Annotated in this window: 16 protein-coding genes and 1 tRNA gene; 9 read left to right on the top strand and 8 right to left on the bottom strand. The window is 56.7% G+C overall.

The genetic code is table 11. The annotated features are described in order from the left end of the window. The first annotated feature begins 9 nt into the window (after window positions 1-9). The 3 genes from zipA (at window position 10) to E5Q11_RS04310 (ending at window position 6,072) form a co-directional block, all read left to right on the top strand. On the top strand, window positions 10-1,077 hold the full coding sequence (gene zipA / locus E5Q11_RS04320) for a cell division protein ZipA (protein WP_135802141.1): 1,068 nt from the start codon (window positions 10-12) through the stop codon (window positions 1,075-1,077). Further along, window positions 1,074-3,107 (top strand): NAD-dependent DNA ligase LigA, encoded by a 2,034-nt coding sequence (ligA, locus tag E5Q11_RS04315; protein WP_135802140.1) that lies wholly within the window; start codon window positions 1,074-1,076, stop codon window positions 3,105-3,107. The genes zipA and ligA overlap by 4 nt, the downstream gene beginning before the upstream one ends. A 133-nt stretch (window positions 3,108-3,240) precedes the next feature. Next, complete coding sequence (locus E5Q11_RS04310; protein WP_135802139.1) at window positions 3,241-6,072, top strand: hypothetical protein; 2,832 nt, start codon at window positions 3,241-3,243, stop codon at window positions 6,070-6,072. Here E5Q11_RS04310 and E5Q11_RS04305 read toward each other — a convergent pair whose 3' ends face one another. The 3 genes from E5Q11_RS04305 to E5Q11_RS04295 form a co-directional block, all read right to left on the bottom strand. Further along, window positions 6,073-6,705, bottom strand: a complete 633-nt coding sequence (locus E5Q11_RS04305) for a CBS domain-containing protein (protein ID WP_135802138.1) — start codon at window positions 6,703-6,705, stop codon at window positions 6,073-6,075. A gap of 80 nt (window positions 6,706-6,785) precedes the next feature. Then, window positions 6,786-8,231, bottom strand: coding sequence for an FAD-dependent 5-carboxymethylaminomethyl-2-thiouridine(34) oxidoreductase MnmC (gene mnmC / locus E5Q11_RS04300; RefSeq protein WP_168215607.1), 1,446 nt, complete (start codon window positions 8,229-8,231; stop codon window positions 6,786-6,788). 23 nt (window positions 8,232-8,254) lie between these two features. Then, entirely contained in the window at window positions 8,255-8,842 is a 588-nt protein-coding gene (locus E5Q11_RS04295) for a peptidylprolyl isomerase (protein WP_135802136.1), read from the bottom strand. Between the two features lie 170 nt (window positions 8,843-9,012). Here E5Q11_RS04295 and E5Q11_RS04290 point away from each other — a divergent pair, with 170 nt between their 5' ends. Further along, window positions 9,013-9,744 (top strand): pilus assembly protein PilB, encoded by a 732-nt coding sequence (locus tag E5Q11_RS04290; protein ID WP_135802135.1) that lies wholly within the window; start codon window positions 9,013-9,015, stop codon window positions 9,742-9,744. Between the two features lie 14 nt (window positions 9,745-9,758). On the opposite strand, the gene E5Q11_RS04285 is transcribed toward E5Q11_RS04290, so the two are convergent. From E5Q11_RS04285 to flgA, 3 genes are all read right to left on the bottom strand, one after another. Next, a complete protein-coding gene (locus E5Q11_RS04285) occupies window positions 9,759-10,229 on the bottom strand; it encodes a flagella synthesis protein FlgN (protein ID WP_135802134.1) in 471 nt (156 codons plus the stop codon). 7 nt (window positions 10,230-10,236) lie between these two features. Next, window positions 10,237-10,563 (bottom strand): flagellar biosynthesis anti-sigma factor FlgM, encoded by a 327-nt coding sequence (gene flgM / locus E5Q11_RS04280; RefSeq protein WP_135802133.1) that lies wholly within the window; start codon window positions 10,561-10,563, stop codon window positions 10,237-10,239. 182 nt (window positions 10,564-10,745) lie between these two features. After that, entirely contained in the window at window positions 10,746-11,447 is a 702-nt protein-coding gene (gene flgA, locus E5Q11_RS04275; RefSeq protein ID WP_135802132.1) for a flagellar basal body P-ring formation chaperone FlgA, read from the bottom strand. A 182-nt stretch (window positions 11,448-11,629) separates the two neighbouring features. Between flgA and E5Q11_RS04270 the strand changes: the two genes are divergently transcribed. The 3 genes from E5Q11_RS04270 to E5Q11_RS04260 are packed head-to-tail and all read left to right on the top strand — an operon-like array spanning window position 11,630 to window position 13,979. Next, window positions 11,630-12,562 carry a chemotaxis protein CheV gene (locus tag E5Q11_RS04270; RefSeq protein ID WP_135802131.1) on the top strand — a complete coding sequence of 311 codons (933 nt, stop codon included), beginning with the start codon at window positions 11,630-11,632 and terminating at the stop codon, window positions 12,560-12,562. A 40-nt stretch (window positions 12,563-12,602) separates the two neighbouring features. Next, complete coding sequence (locus E5Q11_RS04265; RefSeq protein WP_135802130.1) at window positions 12,603-13,430, top strand: CheR family methyltransferase; 828 nt, start codon at window positions 12,603-12,605, stop codon at window positions 13,428-13,430. Between the two features lie 3 nt (window positions 13,431-13,433). Further along, window positions 13,434-13,979 carry a lipocalin family protein gene (locus E5Q11_RS04260; protein WP_135802129.1) on the top strand — a complete coding sequence of 182 codons (546 nt, stop codon included), beginning with the start codon at window positions 13,434-13,436 and terminating at the stop codon, window positions 13,977-13,979. 16 nt (window positions 13,980-13,995) lie between these two features. On the opposite strand, the gene E5Q11_RS04255 is transcribed toward E5Q11_RS04260, so the two are convergent. Beyond that, on the bottom strand, window positions 13,996-14,646 hold the full coding sequence (locus E5Q11_RS04255) for a cupin domain-containing protein (RefSeq protein WP_135802128.1): 651 nt from the start codon (window positions 14,644-14,646) through the stop codon (window positions 13,996-13,998). Between the two features lie 179 nt (window positions 14,647-14,825). Here E5Q11_RS04255 and E5Q11_RS04250 point away from each other — a divergent pair. Both E5Q11_RS04250 and E5Q11_RS04245 read left to right on the top strand, forming a co-directional pair. Continuing rightward, window positions 14,826-14,916 (top strand) — tRNA-Ser (locus tag E5Q11_RS04250). A 148-nt stretch (window positions 14,917-15,064) separates the two neighbouring features. Then, on the top strand, window positions 15,065-15,655 hold the full coding sequence (locus E5Q11_RS04245; RefSeq protein ID WP_135802127.1) for a GNAT family N-acetyltransferase: 591 nt from the start codon (window positions 15,065-15,067) through the stop codon (window positions 15,653-15,655). 12 nt (window positions 15,656-15,667) lie between these two features. On the opposite strand, the gene E5Q11_RS04240 is transcribed toward E5Q11_RS04245, so the two are convergent. Continuing rightward, window positions 15,668-16,615, bottom strand: a complete 948-nt coding sequence (locus E5Q11_RS04240) for an AEC family transporter (protein ID WP_135802126.1) — start codon at window positions 16,613-16,615, stop codon at window positions 15,668-15,670. Between the last annotated feature and the right edge of the window lie 56 nt (window positions 16,616-16,671).

The following is a 16,671-nucleotide window of genomic DNA, read 5'->3' as shown; positions in this document are numbered from 1 at the left end:
AGTCGGATTATGTCTCTTAGGGAATGGTTAATTGCCATCGGCTCCCTCGTGATCATCGGGGTCGTCATTGATGGGCTCCGCCGCATGCGCCGGGCACGTAAGGAATCCGTCGCGATCTCCTCCGGAATGGGCGCGGACGATCTTGATCCATCCCCATTGGACAAGGATTTCAATCCGGAATTGCCAAACGGCGGTGCCAGAACCATTTCCCGGGATACTTTGGAAGACCGCGGCTATGTGAAGCCCCACAAACCCCGTTTCGGAAACCCGCCACAAAAACCGACCCGCCCGGTGACTGATAGCAGAACAAAAGCGGAACCGGAGCCGGAGCCGGAGCCTGAACCCCGTAGTAGCGATGTTGAAAACGATTACAGCGAAAGCTTTTCTGCCAGCCGCGACGAAAGCGATCTGGACGTTGAAGCGGGTTGGAATTCAGCACCTGAAGAGGCTGATGCGCCCTTTGAAGACGACGGCATAGTCGGCGAGCCCCGAGTGGTCCGCAAGCAGGAACCAGCGCCCGGGAAAGCCTCTGAACCCAGGCCGGAACCGCCGGTTATTACCACCGAGGTAGAGGAAGATACGGCCCGACGCAGACCCGCGCAGGCAAAATCTGACCAACCGCTTGCCGGTGCCAATCGCCCGGAAGCAAGGGAAGTGGTGGTGATTAATGTGCTTGCCAAGGCTGGACAGAACTTCAGCGGCACCAAACTGAAAGACCTGTTCGAGGCCTGTGGGCTGCAGCACGGTGACCTGGATATCTATCACCGTCATGAACAGACCGATACCCACAGCCCGGTTCAGTTCAGTGTTGCCAGTGCTGTTGAACCCGGGACCTTCCGCCCGGAAGATATGGCGGCACTTTCCACGCCGGGCATCAGCTTTTTCATGAGCCTGCCGGGGCCGACCAATTCCCTGCAGGCCTTCGAGTTCATGCTGGAAACGGCCCAGTGTGTCGTGCGCAACCTTGGGGGCGAACTGAAAGACGAACGCCGCAGCGTGATGACTGCGCAAACCATTGAACACTGTCGTCAGCGAATTCGCGAATTCGAGCGCAAAAAACGATCCCCGGGAAAATGACAGACCAGCCGACTCCCAATGATATCCAGCGCGCGGAAGACCTTCGTCAACGCCTGACCGATCATAATTACCGTTACTACGTGCTGGATGATCCCCAGATTCCGGATGCAGAGTATGACCGGCTGTTTCGCGAGCTGCAGGCGCTGGAACAGGCACACCCCTCGTTAAAGACACCGGATTCACCAACCCGTCGGGTAGGCGGGTCGGCCGAAACAACGTTTGAAGCGGTGACACACCGTATTCCCATGCTATCCCTGGACAACGCTTTCTCTGACGATGAGCTCAGGGATTTTGATCGCCGCATCAGGGACCGTCTGAAGTCTGATGATGAGGTTGAGTATGTATGTGAGCCCAAACTGGATGGCCTTGCAGTCAGCCTGCATTATGAAAACGGAGTGCTGCTGCGCGCGGCGACACGGGGCGACGGATATACCGGCGAGGACATCACCGAAAATATTCGCACCATACCTTCGGTGCCGCTGCGACTGAGAGGGAACAGGGTTCCCGGGCTGGTAGAGGTGCGCGGCGAGGTCTACATGCCGAAATCCGGTTTTGAGAAACTCAATCAGTCGCTGACCGCGAGGGGCGAAAAAACGTTTGTGAACCCCCGCAATGCGGCCGCCGGCAGCCTGCGCCAGAAAAAACCGTCGGTAACCGCCCGTCGACCACTGGAAATGTGCGCCTACAGTGTGGCACTGGAAGATGAAAGCGCCATGCCGCCCACCCACTGGGAGGGTCTGGAGCGGGTCAAGAACTGGGGTTTCAGGACCAACCCGGAGATGCGCCTGGTCAAGGGTGTCGAGGCCTGCCTGGGTGCCTACCGTGACCTGCTGGAAAAACGCAATGACCTGCCCTACGAAATAGACGGCATCGTCTTCAAGGTGAACAGTCTGGCGTTGCAGCAGCAGCTTGGCTTTGTTTCCAGAGCCCCCCGCTGGGCCATCGCCCAGAAATTTCCGGCCCAGGAAGAACTGACCGTTATTGAAGATGTTGAATTCCAGGTGGGCAGAACCGGTGCGATCACCCCTGTTGCCCGCCTGAAACCCGTGTTTGTGGGTGGTGTGACCGTGAGCAATGCCACCCTTCACAACATGGATGAGATCCAGCGGCTTGACGTCCGGATCGGCGACACTGTGTTTGTCCGGCGGGCAGGGGATGTGATTCCGCAAGTGGTCAAGGTACTTGTCGAACGGCGCCCGGATAGTGCGGAGGTGGTCACCCTGCCACCGGATTGCCCGGTCTGCCATTCTGATATCGTCCAGATTGAAGGCGAAGCGGTCGCTCGCTGCTCCGGTGGTCTGTTCTGTCCGGCCCAGCGCAAGGAGGCGATCCGCCATTACGCCTCACGCAAGGCCCTGGATATTGAGGGCCTTGGCGACAAATGGATTGATATTCTGGTGGACCGGGGGCTTGTGACCACGATTGCCGATCTGTACCGGCTGAAAAAATCGGACCTGACGGGCCTGGAAAGGATGGGTGACAAGTCCGCCAGCAACCTGATTCAGGCTATCGACCAGTCCCGAAACCCGGTGCTCTGGAAGTTCCTGTATGCCCTGGGTATCCGCGAAGTTGGTGAAGCAACCGCGAAAGCCGTTGCCAGCCACTTTGGCAGTCTTGAAGCGATCAGTCAGGCCGATGAGGAATCCCTCCAGGCGGTGCCTGACGTAGGCCCGATTGTGGCGGGCCACATTCGCAGCTTTTTTGACCAGACCCACAATAACGAGACCCTTCAGGCGCTGAAAGAAGCCGGCGTGCAATGGCAGGAAGAAGAGATCACTGCTGCTGAGAAACCACTGAAAGGCGAGACCTGGGTGCTGACCGGAACCCTGTCCACCATGACCCGCGATGAAGCCAAAGCCCATCTGGAAAGCCTGGGAGCAAAAGTGGCAGGCAGTGTTTCGGCCAAAACGGCCTGCGTCGTGGCTGGTGAAGCGGCCGGGTCCAAGCTTGCCAAAGCAGAGCAGCTTGGCGTGAAGGTTCTGGGCGATGAGGCCTTTATCGAATTTCTGACCCGTCACGGTATCGCCTGACGGGGCAGGTGCTCCCGTGGTTTGAATCTGAGAACTCGCGCAGATCCCCCCTCGTTCAAATTGATTACCATAAGTCCGTTCTGTAACGGTGTGTAAAGCACCCATAAAAACAAAGCTCTGAAACGGACTTTATATGCGCGCCGATTCCTGTTCCCTCACGTTTTCCCGGCTTTCCAGCTCCATGACGCCTGCTGCCACTTTGCTGATGCTGCTGTTTCTTCTGTCTGGGTGTAAAACCGAACAGGATTCCGAGGATCCCGTCATCATTGGTGTGCCACCGGAGGATGCCTATCTTGGCGTTGAGTACGCCTATAATTTTGGTGCCACCGACAAGGACAATATTCTTGATTATTCGCTGACCAACGCGCCGTCCTGGCTGGCACTGGAAGGCCTCAACAATGATGCCCGCCAGGGCATTATCATGCGTGGGGTTCCTGGCATTACCGGTGGTCAGCGCGGCAGGGATGACCTGGGCAGAACCACCCGAATCAATCTGGTCGGGAATGACAGGGATACTCTGGGCGCTCAGCCTTTCAGCATCGAGGTCCAGGAAAACCAGTTAAGTGTAGTCAGCCAGGACTACTCCGAAGCGCCGCCCGAAGCGGATGAAAACGACGGTGACGGGGAGGGCGATGGAAACGAGGAAGAAGAAAAACCGGATTTCCAGTGCGAGCGGCCCTACGTAGGCGAACCTGGAGAACATACCTATTCCGTCAATTTATACGACGATGAGGGCGCCTTCACCGAGACGTCTGAAAAAACCTCCGTTACGCGCCCGGTGCTGGTTCAGGTGAATCTGGATCAGCCATCGGTGACTCGTATCAAGGTGGCTTTTGAACTGCGCTCCAATTTCGACCCTAATCGTTGCGATAAAGGCTTCAGTCCCACTCATCAACGCTGTGATGCTGGCCTGGCAAATTCCGACGAGGCCATTATTGGCCGCGACATCGTTGCTCTTGGCAGTGGCAGTGCTCCAGCGCTGCCGGGCCCCGAGTATGTGGAGTATCAACAGGATGCGGATGGTCTCTACACCAAAGGTGTACTGACCCTCGAACCCGGCATTACCGAGTGTTATGTACGCCTGGAAGTCATTGACGACCTGGAACCGGAGCGCCTTGAGGCTTTCCGCTTTGCACTGACCGAAGTGCGTTCCGGTATTGCCGGCCTAGGCCCCTCCAACGGGGGTGTCCGGGAGCCCCTGCGGATTGAGGATAACGAGCCCACTGTCAGTCTGCAGACAGAGCGCGGAGGCAAGCGGGACGTCATAAACCTGGGGTCAGCCACTGACTACGTTGCGCGGATAGAGGGGGATCGGGAAGAAATCTATCACGCAAAAATCAGTGCACAGGAAGGGTCTGATGCGGTTCAGGGCACTGACTTTTTTCTGAAACTGGAGACATCTCCCGGTTCGGACGTCTGGGAAGAGGCTGATCTGATTGATTTCCCTGTGGGTACCGATGAAGTCAGCTTCCGCGTGGAGACGCCAGATGCCGGAAGTTATACCAATGATGAAGCCAATGACCGCTTTGTGCTGCTGGGGCTGGATACCCACTATCAGGCTGGCCGGAATAATCATGCGGCGGCTTTGCCGGATAACGAATTAAGAATTAATATCAACGAATTAGATGGCTTACCTCAGGTAGGGTCTCAAACAGATTTTGTGCCCACAGACATGGCTATGGGCCAGAACGGGCGGCTATTCCTTGTGGGTTATGACACTTCCACCGGTGATGAGCCAGTGGTCAGGGTATTTGACCAGAAAGGGAACCTGGTGACGGAAAAAACCCTTTTTGCCGGTGGTATCAGCCGGGACGCACCGCCCGTTATTGCAACCGGCGAGCGGGAAATTGAAATCGGTGGTGAGGATGTTCAGCGCTATGAGTTTGCGGTGGCGTTTGGCGCAGAAACAGACAGTGACGGCAGCCCAACCCCCGGTAACATTAACATTATCAGCCAGCGCTGGTTCTTCGATACGGCACTGGCTCCCGCTGATTACGCGCAGGACTGGCAACTGGTCAGCGGCTCTGATCAGGATGACCTGCCTCGCTGGGTAGGGATCGCGCCAAACTCCGGCAATGTGCTGGTTTCCGGGGTCACCCTTGGCATTTTGGAAGCCGGTGACACATTGAACGGCCGCTTTGGAAGCTTCATTCAGCGCATTGATACACAGCAGGACGGCGCAGCGCTGGTGCCGGAAGTGGCCTGGACCCGCAAAGTAGAATCTGTCAGCCACGACGAACGGGTCGTCGGCGGCGGAATTCAGAATAGCGCACCGATTGTTATTGGCGATACGTCCGGATCGGTTGAAGGCGAATCCCAGTTCGGCGGCCGGGACGCGTTTTTCTATAGCGCTTTGCGCGCTGATGGCGACATTGATGTTCAGCAGGCAGGAACCGGTGCGGATGAAAACCTGGCAGACGGCTTCTTTTCAGTGGGCAACGTCTGGCTCGTTGGAAATAGCAATGGCAATTACCGGGTAACCACAGAACAGGGTGTCAAGGTGCTGCGCAGAGACGCCACCGCCAGCGCCGCCGGGTTCCTGCTTGGCTACACGTCCGCCGGTTCAGCGGCAGAAGCCTACCTCATTAATGACGACGGAGATCAGTCGGAGGAGGAGCTAAGGGCTGCCATGATTTTTGATGGTGATCTGGTTGCTGCCGGTTCGACCACGGGTGTGCTGACCGACAATGCCGCGGTTCAGTCAAATACCCTTGCGGACCCGGCCATCTTCCGCCGCGACCGACAGCCGGAACGTGATGACGATGACTCGGTAATTGATAACCCGGCTTTTCAATGGGATCAGCAGATCGCGGTTGATGACCCCGGCACGGGTGTTATCGAAGCCCTGGTGAATTACCGTGACGATGAAATCACTGCGCTGGTTAAGCGTCAGACCGGCAGTGAAACTGTCTGGACGCTGAATCTGTTCAGTGCTGAAGGTGATCCGGTTAATACCTCGCCCTGATCAGACACTGCCTTCGTGGCGCCCTACATCGGCATACAGGCGCAGGTAATCTGTGCTGGTCACTATGCCGGCTGCCTGACCGTCTGCGCCGATAATCAGGGCAGCGTTCAACTGGTGGGCAAGCATCAGACGGGCCAGTTGGTGCGCGTCGGTTTCGGGTGAAGCAGTCAGAAAGGCTGGAAGCTCAAGGTTTACCAGACTGGTTTCAGACGCATCTGCCTGGTTTTCATGCAGCCAGGCCAGCAGCCAGCGCAACTCTACCAGTCCGGCGACGTTACCGTCAGCGGTCACCACCAGATGGCTGACGCCGCGCTCGTCCATCACATCCAGGGCTTCGGCCACTAACACGGTTGCCGGAACTGACACCAGAACCGGCGTGCAGATGTTTGATACGGGCAGGTAAGGGCGTTGCTCCCGGTACTCGCCTGAAGCCGCTGCACCATATTCTTCAAGGGCTCTGTGTCGCCCTGCGTGGGCTGCCTGCTGGAACTCACCATCGGTAGCGTCACTGTGGCTGATATTGATGCCCTGGGTTTCTTCCAGCTCAGTTACATTTCCCACGCGCCGCCCCCGGAAAATCTCGGGCAATCGTGTGCCAACGGGCCTTCCCGGTTCACTGACATGAATGGACATTGATCGTTTCTCCAATAAACTGGCGCGCTTGTCTGGTTGTCGGCAGGGTCCGGGTTTTCTTCAGCCCATGACTGGTATCGTTAATCTTTTACAGGCTTGTGGCAACGCCCGGTTTCCAGTCGACGAACAAGGTTGGTGGGAAGGCAGCAGGGTTGTCCGGTCAACAGATCTGCCAGGTACTCAGCCAGCAGGGGCGAGTAGGTCAGGCCTTTACTGCCAAGGCCGGTAAAAAGGTAGACGCCCTCAATCACTTCGCCGTCACGACTTTTCATCGGCCCGGCGATGGGCTGGTAATCGTGGGTGGTACACCGGAACGCAACTCGGCCACGCACCTGCGAGGAAAGATCATCCAGACCGGTTTTGTCCAGGGCTGAAGGCAGCAACTCTGCCAGCATCTTCAGGTTCTCACGGTCGCTGGCCTGAGCCACCTCCGGATCCGAATTGTGCAGGTCGAAGGTGGCCCCCACCAGAGCGCTGCCCCGGTGGGCAGGATTCACATAGCCGGGGCCACAGACCACCAGTGACGGCGGATTGATGAGCGTTTCCGGCACTTCCGTGATCTGGCCCCGGATAGCTTTCATCCGGAATTCGCCGGCCACGGGAATCAGCTCCGGTGTATTCGGACCCGCGCAGATAATGACCCGGTCAAAGCACAGTGCTTCACCACTGGTGGATATAATGCGCCAGCCTGCCGCGTCGGCTGCAAGGCGTGCCACCGGGAAGTTCATGCGCTGGGTGATCAGAGGCTGGTCCGTGAGCGCATTGCACAGGATATCGGGCTGAAGCCATCCACTTTCCGGAAACCAGAGCCCGCCGTGAGGTATTGGAATACCTGCAAGCTGGCTGGCCTGTTCGGCGGTGACGGGTTGGAACACGGCTGGCGGATATTGGTTCTTGGCCAGAAAACGTGCCTGTCGGTCCGCTTCGGATGCGTTGTAAACAAGCTGGACCAGGCCGGTTGGGTGCCAGCCCTGGCCCTTGAATTGGCGATAGAAACGCTGGCTGAACAGCAAGGCAGACAGCGCCAGTTCGGTCTGATCGTTGTAATCCACGCCGAGTTTCACATAGAGCGCCCCCTGGCGATTGCCAGATGCCCCGGCAGCAACGGTGTCCGCCGCGTCGATCAGGGTCGTCTCTATTCCTCGCCCTGCCAGATTATTGGCCAGCAGGCAGCCGGCGATGCCCGCACCTATAACGGCGACACGAGGCTGCGCCCTCTGGCCAACGTCATCAGTGGCACAGGCATCCGTCAGGTCGCCAAAACAGAGGGTCAGGCGGACCCTGCCGCGGTCCAGGACCAGCCGGTGTGTACCTGTTGCAACGGCGGGGTAGTGATCACACAGTTCCTGCGCCAGGGGCTCCAGTTCGGTCTGCCCTTCAACGGCCTTCAGCAGTTCTTCTCTATGCAGTGGCCCGGAGGCCGCTGCCACGAAATGCAGGCAGGTGCCAGGTCGGGGACGGCTGTTCTGCCAGTCGCGCCAGACCTCAAGGAAACGAACACCAGAGCCAAAGCTGTCCTCAGTCATGGTGACATGGCCAGCCTCCGGAATCATGGTTGCAAAGTGATTTTCTTGATGATCACCGGTTCGTCAGGTACGTCGGCCATCCCCCTTTGGCGCCCGGTTGGTATGGCTGCAATGGCATCGATCACGCCCATGCCATCCGTGACCTTGCCAAAGACCGCGTAGCCTGCGCCTCGTACGCCGGCGTCAAGGAATTCGTTGTCGGTCAGATTGATGAAAAACTGTGAGGTTGCCGAATCCGGGTTCTGCGTGCGGGCCATGGCGATGGTGCCACGTAGATTCTTGGCGGTTGGCTTGGCTTCGTTCACAACCGGGCTTCTGGTGGGCTTCTGATTAAGCTCACGGTCAAATCCGCCGCCCTGAATCATGAAGCCGGGAATGACACGATGAAAGACCGTTCCGCTGTAGAAATCATCGGCCAGGTACTGTTTGAAATTGTTAACCGTTTCAGGGGCCAGATCAGGCCGCAGGGTTACCTCGAATGAACCCAGGCTGGTCTCGACGGTTGCTTTGGGCAGAGGCTCTTCAGCGACTGTTTTTACGGCACTGAGCAGCATCGTTACACACAGCGCGACCGGAATCACATAACTAAACGGTTTGACCTTCTTTCTCATTCTATACTGCTCCAAAGGGTTGGTTGCTGACCGAAAAAGGTAACACTGCATGTCAGGCCAAGCCGCAGTTTAACCTGTCCTCGGATAGTCTGAGGATACCAACAATATCAAGTCTGTGCCGGGCCCGGTTGTACGGTAAGAATAAAAAAACAGTCATAAGGGGAACAGCCGTGAAGAACCGCCAGGGATTTGAGGAAAAGTCTCGACTCGGTCGATTATTGATCAGTCGGGGGTATCTTTCTGACAGCCAGCTTGAACAGGGGCTGCGGGTGCAGCGTGAAACCGGGGAACGCCTGGGTGAAGTGTTTGTTCAGGCGGGTTGGATAACGCAACGGGAGCTTGATCGGGTTCTGAAACATCAGTCCCGGTACCGAAATGCCGCTGCTATTTTTACGGTGGTCGCGCTCCCGTTTCAGCCCATGGTCAGTTTTGCTGCTAGCGCGCAGAACACTGGCGATCTGGTTACCGAAACTGGTCAGATGATCGGCGAAGGCCGGTTCATACCCATGACCGAACAGGACATGGCAGGTGTGTCGGGGCAGGGTGATGCCAGGCTTTTCGGACAGTTTGAAGAGGTCAGGTCGATGCCGGACGGGGCACAGGGTAATGCCGGTGCCAGTGATCCGGATGCGATTGAGGCACTGAAACTTGCATCCGGTGTTTTTTTGCCTGCGCTGAGCTTTTTCGACTCGGACCTGACCATCTCCGGTGTGCATTACCGCCAGGACGAGCCCCGGTTTACCATCACCAATGACGGTGCCATGGAGCTCGCACTGCCTGAACGCATTGAACAGATTCGCATGAAAAACATCAGGGTAGGTTCAGGCCCTTCCATGGGCGACATCACGATCACTGATGTCCGCTTCCATGCGGGCTCAGGCATGACGGTTCGTACCCGCTGATAGCGGTCCCGGAATCAGGCGCTCGCCAGCACGTTGCTGTGCGAGACCGCCTCTTCCTGACCTTTGGCGCCGTAGAGCTTGTCCTGTCCGGTGGCGCCCCGAAATATTTCGGTCAGCCGGGACAGACGCTTCTGGAGATGGGACATCACCCGGCCGTTAACCTGGTTGAGTGCCTGGCACTGCGCCAGTCGCTGTGATGCCTGGTCCCATAGAGCTACGGCATCCTCCAGTCCGGCACTGCGCAGAAACCTTGAAGGGTCGCCCTGATCCGGCCGGAAGCCGATGGCAACCAGCACGCGGATTTTGGTCTTGGCGCGCTCACGGATCTGATCGAGATGCTGGTTTTTCTGGTCGGTTACGGACGCCAGAGATTTGACGTCCGAGCCGGAGAGAAGGGCTTTTTCTTTTTCGAGTAGCTCCGCCAGTGTTGCCAGCTGACGGATATCCTGATTCAGCAGATCTTTCAGTTCATCAAGTTTTGACATGGCTCACTCACCCAAAAATGCTTTTATCCATATCAAGCATTTTCTGGGCCAGCTTCTCAGCGTCAATTTTGTACGAACCTTCTGCCAGGGCAGTGCGAATCTGTTCGATCCGGTCATCGTCCATTTCCGGGTATTCGCCAAGTTTCTGCTCAAGCTGTTTCAGGTTTTTGGCCTGGCTGCTCAGATTGACGTTTTCACCACGGGCGTTGGACGCCTGGGACCTGGCCTGCTCAGCGCCTGCCTGTTTGGAGGCTTCAGAACCGGACGCCTTGTCCGCTGATGGCCGCTGATTGTTGACCTGGCCTGAGCCGATTCCATTAAAGTCAACTGACATATCGATACCTGCTTTGCTGTGTGACCGCCCAAGGCAGTCCTGATAAGTTTGTATCTGCTTAACGGCAGATTCTCAGTGAGCTTTAGCCAGTCTTGCGAAAATGTAACATAACGTACGATTGAGGCGGTGTTTCGGGGCAGAGAATTGCCGCTTGCGGCAAAAAAGTGCCCATCAGGACCCCATTACATGGGGATTTCAACCTTTCCGGGAGCGATGACCTGCGCCCTGATGGTTCGAGAACTAGAGAGGTTTTCAACCATCACCTGTTCGCCAATGCTTCCGTTACCCAGAGCTTTGCCGCGGGATCTCACGGAAAAACCGCCGGTTTTCGCCGTGATAACAACATGGTCTCCGCGGCTGACGGCGTCTGGTGCCGTCAGGAGGTCGGCGGTAAAAACAGTGCCAGTGTTGATCCCTCGGCGCATTTCCATACCAATTAGCTGTTCTTGCTGACGCATCGGGCTGCGCCGGGTTGCGTTTATGGCTATGGACCGCGTTTTCAGGGCGCTCTCGGTCAGACGCTCACCTCTTGCCAGAGGGCGCGCTGCAACCAGCCCCTGGCCGTGAATTTCAAGACTGACCGGCAGAAAAATACGCCAGGGACGTGCTCCCTTACAGGATACCAGTAAAGAAGGCTGGGTTGTGGTCCAGGGGTCACCACTGAACGCTGCAGTGGGCGGATCCTCGCAAAGGTCAAGGGACAGGCGTGGGTCCAGTTCGCCCGTGTCATAGGTAACCTCATACCCCCTGGCGTCCTGAGCGGTCGCAAAATCTGCAAGGAAGTCAGCGGCAGCCCGTTGAATCTGTTCAGCGGTGGAGCTGGCGCTGGCGGCACCCGCCATCCCGGTTGCGAAGAGTGCTGACAGTAAAATGAAGATGCGCATACGCTTCAGTTTGTCCTATGCTGTCTTGAGTAGGTGCAGGCCCCGGATAAGCGGTCTTTCTCAATAATCCGCTGGGTTGGCCGATACTCTTTTGCGGAGCCAAATAACCGGCACCGAATTTCATCTATCAGGTGTCAGCAAGATGCGTGCCGTTGGCGGCAGGCGATCTCAGGAGAGCAGCAATGGCAGGGGTACTGGACAGTGTTAATCAGCGCACTCAACTGGTCGGGCAGAACCGGCTGGAACTTCTGTTATTCCGGCTGAAAGGGAAGCAGATTTACGGCATCAACGTGTTCAAGGTTAAGGAAGTTCTGCAGTGCCCCAAACTGTCTTCCATCCCAAATAGCAGGCCAATGGTGAAAGGTGTGGCCCACATTCGTGGCGAAACCATTCCGATAATCGACCTGGCCATGTCAATTCGCCTGCCAGGTATCGGGCGGGAAGACCTGGCAACCTGTTTCGTGATCATTACCGAATACAACCGTAAGACACAGGGCTTCCTGGTCGCCGGCGTTGATCGGATTGTGAACATGAACTGGGAGGACATACTGCCCCCGCCCAAAGGGGCCGGCAAGGATGTTTACCTGACGGCGGTGACCCGGATCGATGACAAGCTGGTGGAAATCATTGACGTCGAAAAGATCCTGTCTGAAGTTTCTCCGCTGGAGGAGAGCGTGACCGAGGAGCTTCGCAGCCGCAGCGAGAGCAGGGCGCCGGGGCTCAAGCCGGTGTTGGTAGTCGACGATTCGTCGGTTGCCCGCAGGCAGATTGAACGCTGCCTCACCACCATAGGCATGGAAGTCATCTGTAGAAATGATGGCAAGCAGGCTCTGGATTATCTTAAGGAAATTACCGCGGACGGCTCGAAAGCGACTGATCATTTGTGTCTGATCATTTCGGATGTCGAAATGCCGGAGATGGATGGGTACACTCTTGTCACCCGATGCAAAAGCGACGAAGCCATCAAGGGCGTGTACATCATGTTGCACACGTCGTTGAGTGGTGTGTTCAACAAGGCAATGGTTCAGAAGGTCGGCGCTGACGACTTTATGGCCAAGTTCAGCCCGGACGAACTCGCCGAGCGGGTTATGGAAATTGTCGACGGCCTTCAATAAGGCCGTCCTCTGCCGCTGATTCATCCAGAACCGGACTTCAATGAAAGCTGAAATAACGCCACAGGAATACGAGTCCTTCAAGTCATTTCTGCAGGATGCGTGCGGGATTTTGCTGGGTGAAAATAAACAGTACCTGGTAAAAAGCCGTCTTCGCCGGATCATGGAGGAGAATGAGCTGTCCACCCTCGGGGAGCTACTGGACCGGATCAAGCGCACGGGGCGAAGCAATCTGCGGGAAACGGTCATCGACGCGATGACCACAAACGAAACCCTGTGGTTCCGGGACAATCATCCGTTCAGAATTCTTCAGGAAAAGTTGCTGCCCGAATTTGCGGACAAGAAGGCCGCCCAGTCGCTACGCATCTGGTCGGCGGCCTCGTCTACCGGTCAGGAACCCTACTCAGTTGCAATGATCATCGAAGAGTTCCGGCGCCAGCGTCCCGGAAAGCTGCGTGATGTAAAAATCACCGCCACTGACATCTCCAAAAGCGTGCTCGAAGTCGCCCGGCGTGGCGAATACGAGATGATTGCCATAGGCCGGGGCTTGTCTCCGGAGCGGCAAAAACAGTTTTTCACGCCATCGCTGACTGGAAGCTGGCAGATCAAGCCCAACGTCAAAAGCATGGTGGAATTCCGGGAACTGAACCTGCTGGAGCGTTACATGCTGGGCAAGTTTGACATTGTGATGTGCCGGAACGTGCTGATCTACTTTTCCGCAGATCTCAAGAAAGACATCCTGACGCGAATTCATGGCACCCTTAATCCGGGAGGCTATCTGATTCTTGGTGCCTCGGAATCCCTTAGTGGTCTTTCACATCTTTATGAAATGGTGCATTGCAGTCCCGGCATCATCTATCGGAAGAAATAACCCATGAACCATTCCAGGCTGTTCTTGCTGTCTGTCGTGATGATTCTGACCGGTTGCACCGGCCTGCCAGATGGCATCGAGCCTGTGTCTGAACTCGACCTTGAACGTTACAAGGGCACCTGGTATGAGATCGCCCGGCTGGACCATTCTTTCGAGGAAGGGCTTTCAAGCGTAACGGCGGACTATGCCCTGAATCCAGATGGCAGCGTGACGGTCACCAATCGGGGGTATTCGGATGAAGAGGGCAAATGGCAGGAGGCAGACGGGCATGCCGTGCCTGTTGAGGGTGCCCCGGCCGGCCATCTGAAGGTGTCGTTCTTCGGGCCGTTTTACGCCTCTTACGTTGTCTTCATTCTGGACAGCGATTACAACACCGCCTACGTGACCGGTTATAACCGTGACTATCTGTGGCTGTTATCCCGCAGTCCCGAGGTCGACGAGAAGACACTCGACGACTTCAGGAAAACGGCGCGGGAGCAGGGCTTCGATCTGGGCGAACTGATTGTTGTTGACCAGAGCCGCAACCTGCCGGCGAGCAAGGGCAACTGATCAGCCTGTCAAGGTATCAGAGCGGCAGGTAGCCGGTTTTGACCCAGATAACGGTCTCTTCGTCGACATAGGGGTGATGCTGGCTCAGGTGAGGGCTGCGCAGCCAGGTCCCGGCCGGGTAACGCCCGTGCTCGTCACAGAATTCACCGGATAGCACCAGAATTTCTTCACCGCCAAAGTGCCGATGCGGCTGGAATTGCTCCTTGGCCGGCCACTTCACCAACGCCACGTGTTCATGCTCGAATTCATGCAATGGCATGACTTCCAGCCCACCGTGGCCGGGCAGCCAGGGTGCGCTTCTGGTGTCGATTCGCACGGTGTTAGCATCGTTCGGGTTGAATTGGTGCAGCTTCACAAACAGCACACAGCCTTCCTTGCTGAACGGAGCATGGCCACTGCCCGGCGGATTTCGCAGGTAACTGCCAGGGCCATAATCTCCGGATTCGTCGGAAAACACCCCTTCAAGCACCAGAATCTCTTCACCCAGGGGGTGTTCGTGGCGACTGAAGCTGGCACCGGGTTCATATTGCACGATGCTGGTGGCGTGCCCCCGCTCTGCTTCTTCGCGGGCCAGGGGCTTGCGAAGTACGCCTTTGGCGGGGCTGGTTGTCCAGTCCATTTCCTGGCTTCGAATGATCACCTTTTTCGTGAAATCCATGTTCAACAATGGCGCTCTCCCCGTTGGATCTTGGCTTGTCAGGCTGTGTTCGAGATCGTTAGGCAGAATATACGAAACCGGAGCGCAAACAGTGCCATCCAAAATTGACGGTTGCCAAACGAGCCTAAAACCATTAAAGTCTGCGCCCTCAAATGAGCATCGAGAGTGCTGATTTGAAACAGTTTAAAGGAGAGGTGGCCGAGTGGCTGAAGGCGCACGCCTGGAAAGTGTGTATACGTTAATAGCGTATCGAGGGTTCGAATCCCTCTCTCTCCGCCAATACGAAACCCCAGCAGAAATGCTGGGGTTTTTTGTTTCAGTCGTTCTCTTGAATTATCTGGTTTCCTGAACCCGGTTTCTGATTTTCGGGTCGACCTGATATATAAGTGTATCTTTCAAACTTCACTCATGCATTTTTGAGGCACTGATGACCATCACGCTTCAGACCAGAGTCGGTTCCGCGATCGAACCCTACATCGACGATCTGGCGCGCTTGCGGATCACGGTATTTCGCGATTTTCCCTATCTCTACGACGGCAATATGGCCTACGAAGCCAGATATATAGCCACCTATTCACGCTCGCCCCGCAGTCTGTTCGTGCTGGCCTTCGACGGTGACCGGTTGGTGGGCGCGGCGACCGGCATTCCCATGGTGGACGAAACCGAAGCTTTCAAAAAACCGTTTATCGAGCAAGGCTACAGCCCCCAGGGGATTTTCTATTTTGGTGAATCCGTACTTTTACCGGACTATCGGGGCGAGGGAATTGGCGTGGCTTTTTTTGATCACCGTGAATCCTACGCCCGGGCGCTGGGAGGTTTCAGTCATTGCTGTTTCTGCGCCGTTGAGCGCCCGGCTGACCACCGGCTGAGGCCCAGACACTATCAGCCTCTGGACGCCTTCTGGGGTAATCGTGGCTACAGAAAGCTCCCGGAACTGAAGACCGAGTACCGCTGGAAGGACGTTGGCGAGAAGGAAGAAACCGCCAAACCCATGACTTTTTGGCTTAAAACTCTCTAGCTAGCGCTTGGCTCAGGCGATGCCTGCGGAGCGCAGGGCGAACAGGCCGAGGGTGACTGTCACGCTGGCCACTAGAGTTGTCAGAGCGACGATGTTCGCCGCCAGCCGGTCGTTTCCACCCATGGCCTTGACCATGACAAAACTGGCTGCTGCAGTGGGGCTGGCAAAAAACAGGAACATCAACCCCAGCTCCGGGCCTTCAAAGCCTGCCAGCCAGGCGGCCAGGGTGCAGAGCAAAGGCAGGGTGATCATTTTCATCACGCTCGCGCTGATCGCCAGTTTTCGGTCAGTCCGCATCGCTCTGAGCGACAGCGTACCGCCAATGCACATCAATGCCAGCGGGAGGGTCAGGGACGCGAAGTAATCTCCGCTGGTCATTAGCCAGGCGGGAAGCTCAACTCCGGACCAGGCGAATGGCAGGGCAACCAGGACGGCAATAATCAGCGGGTTGCGGGTGATATCCGCCAGAATACGACCCCAGCTCGCGGTTTGCCCCGGTTGATAGGCTGTCAGTACCACCACAGACAGGGCGTTATAGGACACAATGACCACGCCCAACAGCAGCCCGCCGGCCGACAGGCCGTAATCGCCGTAGAGACTGGCGGCCAGTGCCAGGCCGACGATGCCGCAGTTTCCTCTGAATGCGCCCTGTACATAGACGCCGCGATCGGCCGCCGGCACAGCGCGTATTGCCCACAACCAGCTGACCAGAAAGCTGCCCAGGGTGGCAGCGGCAAAGAAACCCAGCAGGGCGGGATTGAGTGCAGTACTGAGGTCGGCCCGGACAATACTCAGAAACACCAGGGTCGGAAGCGTTGCCCGGAAAACCAGTGCTGACGCGGTGTTGATAAACGCCGCATCTATCCAGCCCAGGCGTCTGAGGCCAAGGCCGATAAACACCATGGCGAACACCGGCAGGGTGGTTTCAAGGGTCTGAAAAAAGGTGTCCAGGATGGTCATGGTGTTCTTCTACCACAGGGCCAAAGGCTTTAACATAAGCAATTGATAGGGAGTGA

The sequence above is a fragment of the Marinobacter confluentis genome (assembly GCF_004785685.1).
Lineage (GTDB): Bacteria > Pseudomonadota > Gammaproteobacteria > Pseudomonadales > Oleiphilaceae > Marinobacter > Marinobacter confluentis.
This window is presented reverse-complemented; position numbering and strand designations above follow the sequence as displayed.